The 12137-nt window shown below is 63.3% G+C and carries 16 protein-coding genes; 8 read left to right on the plus strand and 8 right to left on the minus strand.

The features are described from left to right. Positions 1-2 precede the first annotated feature (2 nt). Genes rpsC through rpsJ form a run of 8 tightly spaced genes read right to left on the minus strand, consistent with a single transcriptional unit; the run spans position 3 to position 4363 of the window. Positions 3-812, minus strand: coding sequence for a 30S ribosomal protein S3 (gene rpsC / locus ASG84_RS03735; RefSeq protein ID WP_027496312.1), 810 nt, complete (start codon positions 810-812; stop codon positions 3-5). After that, positions 812-1234, minus strand: coding sequence for a 50S ribosomal protein L22 (gene rplV, locus ASG84_RS03740; RefSeq protein ID WP_027496311.1), 423 nt, complete (start codon positions 1232-1234; stop codon positions 812-814). Before rplV ends, rpsC begins: the two co-directional genes overlap by 1 nt. Next, a complete protein-coding gene (rpsS, locus tag ASG84_RS03745) occupies positions 1231-1512 on the minus strand; it encodes a 30S ribosomal protein S19 (protein WP_008718309.1) in 282 nt (93 codons plus the stop codon). Before rpsS ends, rplV begins: the two co-directional genes overlap by 4 nt. A gap of 13 nt (positions 1513-1525) precedes the next feature. Beyond that, the gene (gene rplB / locus ASG84_RS03750; protein ID WP_008718311.1) at positions 1526-2362 is read right to left on the minus strand and encodes a 50S ribosomal protein L2; all 837 of its coding nucleotides are present in this window, start codon (positions 2360-2362) and stop codon (positions 1526-1528) included. Between the two features lie 39 nt (positions 2363-2401). Next, complete coding sequence (gene rplW, locus ASG84_RS03755; RefSeq protein ID WP_027496310.1) at positions 2402-2707, minus strand: 50S ribosomal protein L23; 306 nt, start codon at positions 2705-2707, stop codon at positions 2402-2404. Then, entirely contained in the window at positions 2704-3381 is a 678-nt protein-coding gene (gene rplD / locus ASG84_RS03760; RefSeq protein WP_032404662.1) for a 50S ribosomal protein L4, read from the minus strand. Before rplD ends, rplW begins: the two co-directional genes overlap by 4 nt. Next, entirely contained in the window at positions 3378-4043 is a 666-nt protein-coding gene (gene rplC, locus ASG84_RS03765; protein ID WP_027496309.1) for a 50S ribosomal protein L3, read from the minus strand. Before rplC ends, rplD begins: the two co-directional genes overlap by 4 nt. Before the next feature lie 14 nt (positions 4044-4057). Further along, complete coding sequence (rpsJ, locus tag ASG84_RS03770) at positions 4058-4363, minus strand: 30S ribosomal protein S10 (RefSeq protein ID WP_003938093.1); 306 nt, start codon at positions 4361-4363, stop codon at positions 4058-4060. 490 nt (positions 4364-4853) lie between these two features. Here rpsJ and ASG84_RS03780 point away from each other — a divergent pair, with 490 nt between their 5' ends. The 8 genes from ASG84_RS03780 (at position 4854) to ASG84_RS03815 (ending at position 12116) form a co-directional block, all read left to right on the plus strand. Further along, a complete protein-coding gene (locus ASG84_RS03780) occupies positions 4854-5348 on the plus strand; it encodes a hotdog fold domain-containing protein (RefSeq protein ID WP_057475678.1) in 495 nt (164 codons plus the stop codon). Between the two features lie 12 nt (positions 5349-5360). Continuing rightward, positions 5361-6266: a prephenate dehydrogenase dimerization domain-containing protein gene (locus tag ASG84_RS03785; protein WP_057475679.1), complete on the plus strand. Its 906-nt coding sequence runs from the start codon at positions 5361-5363 to the stop codon at positions 6264-6266. A gap of 32 nt (positions 6267-6298) precedes the next feature. After that, positions 6299-7252: an AurF N-oxygenase family protein gene (locus ASG84_RS03790; protein WP_057475680.1), complete on the plus strand. Its 954-nt coding sequence runs from the start codon at positions 6299-6301 to the stop codon at positions 7250-7252. 121 nt (positions 7253-7373) lie between these two features. Then, the gene (locus tag ASG84_RS03795; RefSeq protein ID WP_057475681.1) at positions 7374-8342 is read left to right on the plus strand and encodes a daunorubicin/doxorubicin resistance ABC transporter ATP-binding protein DrrA; all 969 of its coding nucleotides are present in this window, start codon (positions 7374-7376) and stop codon (positions 8340-8342) included. After that, positions 8342-9199: an ABC transporter permease gene (locus ASG84_RS03800; protein ID WP_057475682.1), complete on the plus strand. Its 858-nt coding sequence runs from the start codon at positions 8342-8344 to the stop codon at positions 9197-9199. Before ASG84_RS03795 ends, ASG84_RS03800 begins: the two co-directional genes overlap by 1 nt. A gap of 10 nt (positions 9200-9209) precedes the next feature. Next, on the plus strand, positions 9210-10064 hold the full coding sequence (locus ASG84_RS03805; protein ID WP_082520762.1) for an ABC transporter permease: 855 nt from the start codon (positions 9210-9212) through the stop codon (positions 10062-10064). Positions 10065-10136: 72 nt separating this feature from the next. Then, positions 10137-11021, plus strand: coding sequence for a glycosyltransferase (locus tag ASG84_RS03810; RefSeq protein ID WP_162248310.1), 885 nt, complete (start codon positions 10137-10139; stop codon positions 11019-11021). A 171-nt stretch (positions 11022-11192) separates the two neighbouring features. After that, positions 11193-12116 carry an esterase/lipase family protein gene (locus tag ASG84_RS03815; protein ID WP_057475684.1) on the plus strand — a complete coding sequence of 308 codons (924 nt, stop codon included), beginning with the start codon at positions 11193-11195 and terminating at the stop codon, positions 12114-12116. The last annotated feature ends 21 nt before the right edge of the window (positions 12117-12137 follow it).

Consider the following 12137-nt stretch of genomic DNA (forward strand, 5'->3'; position numbering starts at 1 on the left):
CGTCAGCCCTCCTGAGTGGGCTCGGTCGAGGCCGGAGCCTCGGTTGCGGATGCCGCGCGGCCGGCCTCGGTGCTGGTCGCCGTGGTGCCCGAGGCACCGCTGCGACGCGGACGAGTGGGACGCTCACGACGGGGACGGTCTGCACCGGCGGCCGGAGCCGCAGCGGCAGCGAGTTCACGCCGTCCGCCGACGATGTCGCCCTTGTAGATCCAGACCTTCACGCCGATGCGGCCGAAGGTGGTCTTGGCCTCGTACAGCCCGTAGTCGATGTCGGCACGGAGCGTGTGCAGGGGAACGCGTCCCTCGCGGTAGAACTCCGAGCGCGACATTTCTGCGCCACCGAGACGACCGGAGCACTGAACACGAATGCCCTTGACGTTCGGCTGACGCATGGCCGACTGGATGGCCTTACGCATTGCGCGACGGAATGCGACGCGGTTGCTGAGCTGCTCGGCAACACCCTGAGCCACGAGCTGAGCCTCGGACTCGGCGTTCTTGACCTCGAGGATGTTGAGCTGGACCTGCTTGCCGGTCAGCTTCTCGAGAGCTCCGCGGATGCGGTCGGCCTCGGCACCACGACGACCGATGACGATGCCCGGACGTGCCGTGTGGATGTCCACGCGAACACGGTCACGAGTGCGCTCGATCTCGACCTTGGCGATACCCGCGCGCTCCATGCCGGTGGCGAGGAGCTTGCGGATCTCGACGTCTTCCTTGACGTACTCCGAGTACTGCTTGTCTGCGTACCAACGCGACTTCCAGTCAGTGGTGATACCCAAGCGGAAGCCGTGCGGGTTGATTTTCTGACCCACTACTGAGCCCCTTCCTTGGACGCCTGGCCCTTACGACGGTTACGAGACGTTCCGCCGGTCTTGGGCAGGCTTTCGACGATCACCGTGATGTGGCTGGTGCGCTTACGGATCCGGAATGCCCGGCCCTGAGCGCGCGGCTGGAATCGCTTGAGGGTCGTGCCCTCATCGACGAATGCAGTGGCGACGATCAGCGTGCTGGGATCGAGATCCAGGTTGTTCTCGGCGTTGGCGGCTGCGGACGCGATCACCTTGGCGACCGGCTCGCTCGCTGCCTGCGGCGCGAACTTGAGGATGTTGAGCGCGTCCTCGACGGAGCGCCCACGAACCAGATCCACGACGCGACGTGCCTTCATCGGCGTGACGCGAACGTGCTTCGCTACGGCCTTGGCAGTCGGATTGGCGGTGGGGGTGAAGTTGGTCATCGCCTCTTCGCCTTCCGGTCGTCCTTGATGTGACCCTTGAACGTGCGGGTCGGTGCGAACTCCCCGAGCTTGTGGCCGACCATGGAGTCGGACACGAACACCGGTACGTGCTTGCGACCGTCGTGGACGGCGAAAGTGTGACCGATGAAGTCGGGCAGGATTGTCGATCGACGGGACCAGGTCTTGATGACCTGCTTGGTTCCCTTGTCGTTCTGGACGTCAACCTTCGCGAGGAGGTGATCGTCTACGAACGGGCCTTTCTTCAGGCTGCGTGGCATTCTGAACTCCCTCCTAGCGCTTGTTCTTGCCGGTACGACGACGACGGACAATGAGCTTGTCGCTCGCCTTGTTCTTGCGGGTACGGCCTTCCGGCTGTCCCCAGGGGCTGACCGGGTGGCGTCCACCGGAGGTCTTGCCCTCGCCGCCACCGTGCGGGTGGTCGACCGGGTTCATCACGACACCACGAACGGTCGGGCGCTTGCCCTTCCAGCGCATGCGGCCGGCCTTGCCCCAGTTGATGTTCGACTGCTCGGCGTTACCGACCTCGCCGACGGTTGCGCGGCAGCGCACGTCGACGCGTCGGATTTCACCGGACGGCATACGCAGCGTGGCGTAGGGGCCTTCCTTACCGAGGAGCTGGATGCTCGCTCCGGCGGAGCGGGCCATCTTCGCGCCACCACCCGGACGGAGCTCGACCGCGTGAATGGTCGTACCCGTCGGGATGTTGCGCAGGGGCAGGTTGTTGCCGGGCTTGATGTCGGCATTGGCACCCTGCTCGATCGGCGAGCCCTGGGCGATGCCCTTGGGTGCGACGATGTAGCGCTTCTCGCCGTCTGCAAAGTGCAGCAGTGCGATGTTCGCGGTGCGGTTGGGGTCGTACTCGATGTGAGCGACCTTGGCCGGCACGCCGTCCTTGTCGTTGCGACGGAAATCGATGAGACGGTACGCACGCTTGTGACCGCCACCCTTGTGCCGGGTGGTGATACGACCGTGTGCGTTACGTCCACCGCGACCGTGCAGCGGGCGGATCAGCGACTTTTCGGGGGTCGAACGCGTGATCTCAGCGAAATCGGACACGCTGGAGCCACGACGGCCCGGGGTTGTCGGCTTGTATTTACGGATTGCCATGAGTCTTCTCGTCCTCTATATCCGAAGAGTCCCAGTCGCTTACGCGACCGGACCTCCGAAGATCTCGATGGGCTTGCTGTCAGCGGAGAGCGTTACGAGCGCGCGCTTGGTGTCCTTGCGCTTGCCGTAACCGAACCGGGTCCGCTTTCGCTTGCCCTGACGGTTCATCGTGTTGACGCTGGTCACGGTGACGTCGAAGATCTTCTCGACGGCAATCTTGATCTGCGTCTTGTTCGAGTCCGGGTGCACCAGGAACGTGTACGTGCCTTCTTCGATCAGTCCGTAGGACTTCTCGGAGATGACCGGTGCCAGCAAGATGTCGCGGGGATCGGCGATCGTGGTCACTTGCTTGCCTCCTCGTTCTTTGCAGGCCCAGCGATGAAGGTGTTCAGCGCTTCCACGCTGAAGATGACGTCATCGGCGTTGAGCACGTCGTACGTGTTGAGCTGGTCGGGTGCGATGGGGTGCACGCCGTCCAGGTTCTGGACGCTCTTCCACGCCGCGGTGTCTTCGCGTCCGACGACGAGCAGGACCTTCTTGCGGTCCGAGAGCTCGGCGAGGAACGTCTTCGCACCCTTGGTGGATGGAATCTGTCCGGCAACCAATTCGGTGATCACGTGGATCCGCTCGCTGCGGGCCCGATCCGACAGGGCACCGCGCAGAGCGGCTGCCTTCATCTTCTTGGGAGTCCGCTGGCTGTAGTCGCGCGGCTGCGGTCCGTGGACCGTGCCACCACCGACGAACTGGGGAGCGCGGGTCGAGCCCTGACGGGCGCGGCCGGTTCCCTTCTGGCGGTACGGCTTCTTGCCACCGCCGCGAACCTCGCCACGAGTCTTCGTGGAGTGCGTTCCCTGGCGTGCCGCTGCGAGCTGCGCAATGACGACCTGGTGAAGCAGTGCGATGTTCGCGGGTGCGTCGAAGATCGCCGACGGCAGATCGACGGTTCCGTTGGTCTTGCCACCGACCTCTTTGACGTCCAGCGTCAAGTTGGTTTCGGTCTTCTTGTCGAGGCTGGTCATGCCCGTGCACCACCCTTCAATGCAGACTTGACGATCACGACGTTGCCGCGACGGCCCGGGATCGCTCCCTTGATCAGCAGCAGACCGTTTTCGCTGTCCACCTTGTGGACCGAGAGGTTCTGCGTGGTTACGCGGTCGCCACCCATACGTCCGGACATACGCATTCCCTTGAATACGCGGCCCGGCGTTGCGCAGCCACCGATGGATCCGGGGCGACGGTGCACGGCCTGTGCGCCGTGGCTCGCGCCCTGACCCTTGAAGCCGTGACGCTTCATGGTTCCGGCGAAGCCCTTGCCCTTGCTGGTGCCGGTGACGTCGACGTATGCGCCGTCCTCGAACACTGCAGCGGTGAGCTCCTGGCCGACCTCGAACTGCGAGGCGTCGGCAACGCGGATCTCCACGATGTGGCGACGCGGCGTGACACCTGCCTTCTCGAACTGGCCGGTGGTGGGCTTGTTCACCTTGCGCGGGTCGATCGCACCGAATGCGACCTGGACGGCGCTGTAGCCGTCACGCTCCTGGGTGCGGATCTGGGTGACCACGTTGGGGCCCGCCTTGATCACGGTCACCGGAACGACGCGGTTGTTCTCGTCGAAGACCTGGGTCATTCCGAGCTTGGTGCCCAGAATTCCTGTCGCAGGCCGATTCTTGTTATCAGTCATCGTTGTCTCCGCGCTCACTGGATGTTGACGTCGACACTGGCCGGCAGGTCGATGCGCATGAGCGCGTCGACCGTCTTCGGTGTCGGGTCGAGGATGTCAATGAGCCGCTTGTGAGTACGCATCTCGAAGTGTTCGCGCGAGTCCTTGTACTTGTGCGGCGAACGGATGACGCAGTACACGTTCTTCTCTGTCGGCAACGGCACCGGTCCGACGACGCGGGCACCCGTACGGGTGACCGTTTCGACGATCTTGCGCGCTGACGCGTCGATCGCCTCATGGTCGTAGGCCTTGAGCCTGATGCGGATCTTTTGTCCCGCCACGCTTAGTGTCCTTTTCTTGCCGCTTGGTCGTAGAACGGGCCGTTCGGCCTGCTCCACCTCGTCTGCACAGTCCCCGAGCCGGTGGAACCCACCGACCCGAACTGCCTTCGTGCACACACGACAGTGAAAAACGCTGACGACCCAGGCGTGGCCTGCATCCGTTGCCGCTCTTCATCTGTCATGGTTCTCCGGTCCACGCGGTCGGGCGTGTCGTGATTCCGCTCATTCGTCTGCGCTGAAACTTTCGCTTCAACCATCCGTATCGAACGAAACCCGTACCGATCGAGCTGGTGTTCCGGACGCGCTCACGTGGAGCGCTGGTCTCATGTCTTGCTCAGCCGGCTTCACAGCCGACTCACCTGGTTCAGGCCGCACGCAAGCGCGTCCCGTGTCCAGGCAACCCGACCAGTATGCCGCAGTCCGGGCGACAGATCAACTCGGGGTCCATAGATCGTCGTCCCGCCACCTTACCGAGCAGTAAGGTAGGGACATGGCCACAGTCGAGAACACCACGGGCGCTACCTATCGCGCCTGGTCGAAGCTCCCCAGCAACACTATCGGGTCCGCCGTGTTCTCCGTCGGCATGTGCCTCCGGGTCCCCTACTTCGCTTCCGTGCTGCCGCGGGTGGTGGCCCTCGAACCGGGTCGCTGCGAGGTGACGGCTCCCAAGTGGTTCGGAATTCGCAACCACCTTGGCACATTCCACGCCATCGCCGCCTGCAACCTCGCCGAGGTTGCGATGGGCATGCTCGCCGAGGCGACGGTGCCGACCTCGCACCGCTGGATTCCCAAGTCGATGAACGTTCAGTATCTGACGAAGGCGACCACGTCGCTGCGCGCCGTCGCCGAACTCGACGGGATTCCTGATTTCGGATCGGTCACCGACGGTCTCGACATCGTCGTGCCGGTGTCGATCCGTGACACCGCGGGCATCGAGGTGGTGCACGCCGACATCACGATCTGGGTGTCCGCTGCATCCCGTTGACATACTCGACCGATGGATACGGTGACGGGGTCGGAGCACGAGAACTCAGTAGTGGTGGTCGGCGGGGCGGGAGCTGTCGGCTACCTCTTGGTCGACCTGCTGCGCGGCGACGGCGTTCCCGTGACGAGCGTGGACGTTCAAGCCTCGCACGGCGCCACCTCTCCTGTCATGGTCGGAAACATCATCGATCCGGACGAACGGCTCGCTTCGGTGCTCGCGACAGCCGCCACGGTGATTCTGGCGGTACCGGAATCGGTGGCGTTGGCGGCCGACCTGTCAGCTCTGCGCCCGGACGTACTGCTGGTGGAAACCTTGTCGGTCAAGTCCGGCTTCGCCCACCACCTGGACGAGATCGATCGACGCGGCACCACTGTGGGGATCAATCCCATGTTCGCGCCGTCGCTGGGAATGTCCGGACGTCCGGTCGCCGCCGTCGTGCATCGCACAGGCCCATCCGCAGACGCTTTTCTCGACAGGGTCGCGCGATGGGGTGGCCGAGTCGTTTTTCTCGACGCCGCACGTCACGATCGCCTCGCCGCCGCGACGCAGGCTCTGACGCATGCGAGTGTGCTGGCGTTCGGGTTGGCACTGGCCGAGCTCGACCTGCCGTTCGGGGACATCGATGCTGTTGCACCTCCCCCACACGCAACGATGCTGGCGGTGCTCGCTCGAATCACGGGCGGCGAGCCCGAGGTGTACTGGGACGTACAAGCAGGCAATCCGCACGCCGCCGAGGCCAGAGCGGCGTTGCAACGCGCTACGCAGACTCTGAACGAGACGGTCGATTCAGGTTCCGAGGACCGGTTCGCGCAACTGTTGACCGCGGCAGAGTCCGCGCTGGGGGGAAGCGGCGATCACTATCGAGCTGTGTGTGCCGAGATGTTCGGTATCGTTCGAGGTAGCAGTGGTAACCGATGATCACTGGTAACAGCTCGGAGGCGAGGCACGCAATGCTGGAACAGCCGTCGTTGCCGGAGTTCGACTCCGCCGATGTCGTCGAGAGTGCCGTCGTCTCACGGTTGGCGAAGAACTGGGCGCAGCGCGCAACGGTGAAGAAGCCCGAACCCGAGCTCGACGACCTCTTCGACACGTCCAAGCAGGATTTCCCGGACGCCCTCATTCCGTTCGGCGAGCACGACACCTTCACCGGTGCGACCCCGGAGCAGAAGGATCGCCTGCGTGCCTGGGGTTGGATCGCATTCAACAAGAACGTGATGGATGTAGAGCAGCACGTCGTGCACCCGGGTTTTGCCCTGCTGGCGCAGGATGTCTTCGAGACCGGAATGGGCGACACGCTCGCGGTCGCGGTGACCCAGGCGATGGTCGACGAGCAGTACCACACACTGATGCACCTGAATGCGAGCGCGGCGACACGGCGCGGGCGAGGGTGGGCTCTGTCGGAGCGTTCCCTGCCTTTCAGCTCGACGGTGCGTCGGCAACGTAGTGCGCAGGCAACCAGCGACGACTCGTGGTCCGCTGCGATCAGCTCGTTGGCGTTCATGACGGTTGCGGAGATCTCCATCACGTCCTACTTGGACCTGATCGAGGACGACGACGTCATCCAGCCCATCAATCGGGCGACCGTGAAACTGCACAATCGCGACGAGTACTGCCATGCGTCGATCGCGGACGACATGGCCGCGATCGTCTTCGATCGCCTCGGAGCCAACGATCGACAGAAGTTCCTCGACGGTCTGGTCGACGGGATGGATGCGTTCTCGAGCAGCGATTTCTCTACCTGGCGACGCATTCTCGAGCTCGAGGGTATCCGCGGTGCCGAAGAGATGCTGGCCGACGTCGAGCAGGACACGAGTCGCCGTGCGTTGGTTCAGGACTACAGCGGGCTCAGGTCTCTGTGCCGGAAGCTCGACGTCGAAGACAGTATCGATATCGATTGGGGCTGACTGCGGAGGTCACCCGGCGTCGACCCGCAGGTAACATTCTCGGGGAATTCCGGTATCAAGTAGTGGCCCTCGACTCCCCGGGGTCCTGTCCCACCATTCACCCCGACAGCTCGGAGATTCGATGTCGTCAGCTCAACACGCAGCCGTACACGTGGAGGACGTTCACAAGTCCTTCGGTGATGTGCATGCGCTGCGCGGCATCAGCTTTTCTGCCGAGCGCGGGACCGTCCTGGGAATCCTGGGACCCAACGGTGCCGGCAAGACCACAACTGTGAAAGTTCTCTCCACGCTGATCGCACCCGACACCGGCCGAGCCTTCGTCGCCGGCCACGACGTAGTGGCCGACGCCCCTGCGGTCCGACGCTCGATCATGATGACCGGACAGTACGCGGCACTCGACGACACCCTGTCGGGCCGCGAGAACATCGAGTTGTTCGGCCGCCTGATGGGTCTGGACAAGAAGGCCGCCAAGGCGCGCGCCAAAGCTCTGCTCGACGAGTTCGATCTTTCCGATACCGGCAAGCGGCCAGTTCGTGGGTATTCCGGCGGCATGCGTCGCCGCATCGACATCGCGTGCGGACTGGTAGTGCGGCCGGAGGTCGTGTTCCTGGACGAGCCGACGACCGGACTCGACCCGCGCAGCCGGCAGGGCGTGTGGTCGCTGGTCGAGGCGCTCAAGGCACAGGGCATCACCGTGCTGTTGACGACGCAGTACCTCGAAGAAGCGGACGTCCTCAGCGACAACATCATCGTCATCGACCGGGGCACCGTCATCGCGGAGGGCACGTCCGATCAGCTCAAGGCCATGACCGGCGGCAGCTACTGCGAAGTGGTGCCGCTCGATCCCGGGCAACTCCGGGCGGCCGCGCGCGCACTGGGCGACATGGTTCCTGCTGCCGTTCACGCCGAGATCACCGCTACCTCCGATCGAATCTCGGTACCGGCACCCGACGGCGCAGCGACGCTGTCCGAGATCCTGCGCCGAGTCGACGCGGAGGGAATTGTCTTGGCTGACATCGCCCTGCGACGCCCCTCGCTGGACGACGTGTTCCTCACCCTCACCGGGCACTCACAAGCGAGCTCGAGCTGATGACGGCCACGACGCGGGGCGTGCCCAAGACACACGCGAGGTTCGTCGAGCGGACCGGTGCCGGCTCCACCACACAGCAGCCGAAGCGGAGGTCACGAACGCGGCCGTCCGGCTTCGTTCAGTGGCAGGCGCTGACCGGCCGTGCTCTGTGGACGATGCTCACCAAGGGCGAGCTGCTGATTGCAGTTATCGCTCCCCTGATCTTCACCGTCGGCTTCTATCTACCGTTGAAGTTCGTGATGGGCCTGCAGGGCATCAACTACGCCCAGTTCCTGATGCCTATCATCGTGCTGCAGGCCATGGCTTTCACCGCCATCTCCGCGGCCCAGAGAGCCTCGGCGGAGGCGATGAGTGGCCTCAACTCTCGTTTGAAAACGATGCCGGTCGTGCGCGGCGTCCCCCTCGTGGCACGAATCTCGAGCGGTGTCGTCCGCTCGTTGGTGTCCCTCGTATCGGCACTCGGCTTCGGTTACGTCATCGGTTTTCGCTTCACTGCAGGATTCGGTCAGGCACTGTTGTTCTGCGCTCTCGCCATGCTGATCAGCACCACGCTGTCGATCGGTGCCGATGCAATCGGAACGCTGTCGAAGAGCCCGGAGGCGACCAGCCAGGTGTTGACCCTCCCCCAGCTCATTCTCGGTATGGCCTCGTGCGGATTCGTTCCGGAAAGTGGTTTTCCAGAGTTCATCCGACCGTTCGTGCGCAACCAGCCGATTTCGCAGTTCTCCTTCGCGATGCGGGATATGGCCGAAGGTGGAGTCAGCTTTCAGGTGCTGTGGCCGTCGCTGGCGTGGATAGCCGGTCTGATCCTGTTCTTCGTACCGCTTGCCATCTGGGCGAGCTCCAGGCCAGAGTGACGAGGCCGAGATGACGATGTCAGAAGCGTCGGTGAACACCGCGCGCGTTTCGAAGTTGACCTTTCCCGAGCCCAATATGGCCCTCCGAGAAGGGTCGATCCGTGCGCTTTGGACGCACAGCCTGATTCAAGCCAAGCGACTTCTGATGCGGTGGATGCGCGACCCGTCGACAATGATTCAGGCGTTGCTCTACCCCGCATTGATGCTGGTCATGTTCCGTGTGGTGCTCGGCAACTCGATTTCCGCCGCCACCGGATCTCCGGCGGTCTACGGCCAGGTGCCGATGATTGCTCTCGTCGGAGCCATGTTCGGATCGATCGTCAGCGCTGTCGGCCTCAAGGGCGAACGGAAATCGGGCTTGTTGTCCCGGTTCTGGACGACACCCACGCACCGCGCCGCCGGCCTGCTGGGCCGGATGATCGCCGAAGGAGTTCGGGTACTGGTCACCACCATCGTCATCACCAGTGCCGGTGTGGCGCTGGGGTTCAGATTCACGCAGGGAATTCCGGCCGGCATTTTGTTGATCTTGATTCCGGTGGTCTTCGGTATCGGGTTTGCGGTAATGGTGACATTCCTGGCAACGGTCGCCGGAGACGCACCCCTGGTCGAAGTCGTCTCGATTTTCGCCACCTTGCTGATGTTCTTCAACGCCGGCTTCGTTCCAGTGCTGGCCTACCCGCCGTGGCTTCAACCCGTCGTCGCCGCTCAGCCGATGTCGGTCGCGGTCAGCGCAATGCGGAACCTGGCAATGGGCGGTCCGGTTCTGACGCCGGTCTTGCAAACCCTTGCGTGGTCGCTCGGGATGGCAGCTGTGTTTCTGATCCCGGCGATCCGCGGTTACAAGAAAGCATCTGCGACGGGCTGACAGGCCCCGAGAAGATAGACCTCCCACCGAAGCCTTTCAATCGAGCCACGTTTGTGCGTACCGTAAATGGTCATGCCCATTTCAGACATGCCTTCTGTATCGGTGATCATTCCCGTCGGTGCCTTCGACGAGATGCTGGCAGCTCAACTGAGGGCTCTGGCCGATCAGGATTTCGAGGGCGACTTCCAGGTTGTCCTTGCGGACAACTCCGGGAGTGGCGAGCTTCGGCAATACCTCGAGACGTGCCCTCTCCCCGCCCGGTTCTCCACTGTGTACGTCGACGCGTCGGAGGCAAAAGGAGCTGCGCATGCCCGCAACCGCGGTGCGGACGCGGCTACGGGTGAGCTGCTCGCCTTTTGTGACGCCGATGACGTGGTGCATCGAGATTGGCTGAGCACGCTCACCCGGATGGCGACGCACTTCGATCTCGTCGGAACTGCAGTCGAGACGTCATCTCTGAACGGCGAGCGTGCATTGTCCTGGACGCCGAGCCTCGCTCCGGAGCACCAGGGTGGAAATTCGTTTCGCCCGTTCGCGATCGGAGCCAGCATGGCGTGCCGAGCCGAGGTGTATCACTCTCTGGGCGGCATGAACAACGAATTCGCGGCCAGCCAAGACGTCGAATTCAGTTGGCGCGCCCAATTGGCCGGTCACAGTTTCAGCTTCGATCACGAGCCCAAGGTCTCGTACCGTCTACGCGACCGCCTCGGACCGCTACTGCGTCAGTCGTACCGTGCCGGATACGGCACTACCAAGCTCGTCGGTGAGTACCGTCGCCATGGGTGCCCCCCACTGAGCATTCGTCTCGTGCTGCTGCGCTGGGGCGTGTTGATAGTGCGTAACCCTTTACTGCCGACGTCGATCACCAAGCTGTCCCGGGGACACTGGTTACGCGCCCTCTACATCCGAGTCGGTGAATTACGCGCCGGAATCGAGTATCGAGCGATCGGTTGGTGAGCCAGCCGTCCGCAAGAGTGAGCATCATCACACTTGCCTGAACGCACAACTCGTCGACCAGTAGTTCTGCAATTGTCCAAAAGGTTGCTCGCACTATGAATGTTACGGTTATGTCACCCACATGCTATCTCCGACGTCGTCCGACGCGGTGAGCTGAACCGGAAAGAGGCCATGGCGATTACCACCCGCGTTGCGCGTGCTCTATGCGTACTCGCAGCAACGTCCGCCGTGATTCTCTCCGGAACCTCCGTCGCATCTGCCGACCCAGCCGCTACCCCTGTGGCGATCCCGACCGTGGAGGGTACCAACGACTTCGGCTGTGTTCCCAGCCCCGAGCATCCTCGACCCGTCGTGCTGATCCACGGAACGAAGATGGACTCCACGACGTGGACCGTTCTGGCCCCCCAGCTCATCGAACAGGGCTACTGCGTGTTCGCACCCAACTACGGTGCGGTCGGCCTGCTGTTCGAGCCCGGCAAGGTCGTATGGGGCTCTGGTGACATCCCCGAGTCGGCGCGTGAGGTCGGCGGCTTCATCGACGAGGTTTTGGCTGCAACAGGTGCCTCGCAGGTGGATGTTGTCGGGCATTCACAGGGCGGAATCGTAGCTCGGCAGTACATGAAGTTCGACGGCGGCACGGACCCCGCCGACCCCTCCCGTAACAAAGTCCACAGCCTTGTCACGTTGGGTGCGACCAACCATGGGACAACGTTCGGTGGCCTTCAGGAACTGGCGAAGCTGGTCACATCACTCGGACTCCCCGGGGACGCCATCACTCCGCTGACGTGGAACATGGCCGGAGCACAGCAATTGGTGGGGTCCCCGGTTCTGGTCAACCTCAATGCCGGCGGCGACGCCCTTCCCGGCGTCGACTACACGGTCATCGCTACTCGCGACGACCAGATCTCGACACCCCCCGAACTCACCTTTCTACGTACCGGTGACACGGAGTCGGTTCACAACCTCTGGGTGCAGGACGTGTGTCCAGGTGCTACCACCGGCCATCTCGGTCTTGTGACGGATCCGGCCCCGAACTACATGGTGCTCTCCGCGCTAGACCCCGAATACGCGAAGGCTCACTCCGCACCCTGCTGACGTGACGGTCCGGTCTCTCGG

Origin of the sequence: Rhodococcus sp. Leaf278, assembly GCF_001426085.1 — a bacterium.
In the GTDB taxonomy this organism is placed as follows: domain Bacteria; phylum Actinomycetota; class Actinomycetes; order Mycobacteriales; family Mycobacteriaceae; genus Rhodococcoides.

Excerpts from the sequence above, each read along its gene's own strand:
- rplV (WP_027496311.1), bottom strand. The coding sequence starts at position 1,234 with ATGACCAACTTCACCCCCACCGCCAATCCGACTGCCAAGGCCGTAGCG.
- rpsS (WP_008718309.1), bottom strand. The coding sequence starts at position 1,512 with ATGCCACGCAGCCTGAAGAAAGGCCCGTTCGTAGACGATCACCTCCTC.
- rplB (WP_008718311.1), bottom strand. The coding sequence starts at position 2,362 with ATGGCAATCCGTAAATACAAGCCGACAACCCCGGGCCGTCGTGGCTCC.
- rplD (WP_032404662.1), bottom strand. The coding sequence starts at position 3,381 with ATGACCAGCCTCGACAAGAAGACCGAAACCAACTTGACGCTGGACGTC.
- rplC (WP_027496309.1), bottom strand. The coding sequence starts at position 4,043 with ATGACTGATAACAAGAATCGGCCTGCGACAGGAATTCTGGGCACCAAG.
- ASG84_RS03780 (WP_057475678.1), top strand. The coding sequence starts at position 4,854 with ATGGCCACAGTCGAGAACACCACGGGCGCTACCTATCGCGCCTGGTCG.
- ASG84_RS03785 (WP_057475679.1), top strand. The coding sequence starts at position 5,361 with ATGGATACGGTGACGGGGTCGGAGCACGAGAACTCAGTAGTGGTGGTC.
- ASG84_RS03790 (WP_057475680.1), top strand. The coding sequence starts at position 6,299 with ATGCTGGAACAGCCGTCGTTGCCGGAGTTCGACTCCGCCGATGTCGTC.
- ASG84_RS03795 (WP_057475681.1), top strand. The coding sequence starts at position 7,374 with ATGTCGTCAGCTCAACACGCAGCCGTACACGTGGAGGACGTTCACAAG.
- ASG84_RS03800 (WP_057475682.1), top strand. The coding sequence starts at position 8,342 with ATGACGGCCACGACGCGGGGCGTGCCCAAGACACACGCGAGGTTCGTC.
- ASG84_RS03805 (WP_082520762.1), top strand. The coding sequence starts at position 9,210 with ATGACGATGTCAGAAGCGTCGGTGAACACCGCGCGCGTTTCGAAGTTG.
- ASG84_RS03810 (WP_162248310.1), top strand. The coding sequence starts at position 10,137 with ATGCCCATTTCAGACATGCCTTCTGTATCGGTGATCATTCCCGTCGGT.
- ASG84_RS03815 (WP_057475684.1), top strand. The coding sequence starts at position 11,193 with ATGGCGATTACCACCCGCGTTGCGCGTGCTCTATGCGTACTCGCAGCA.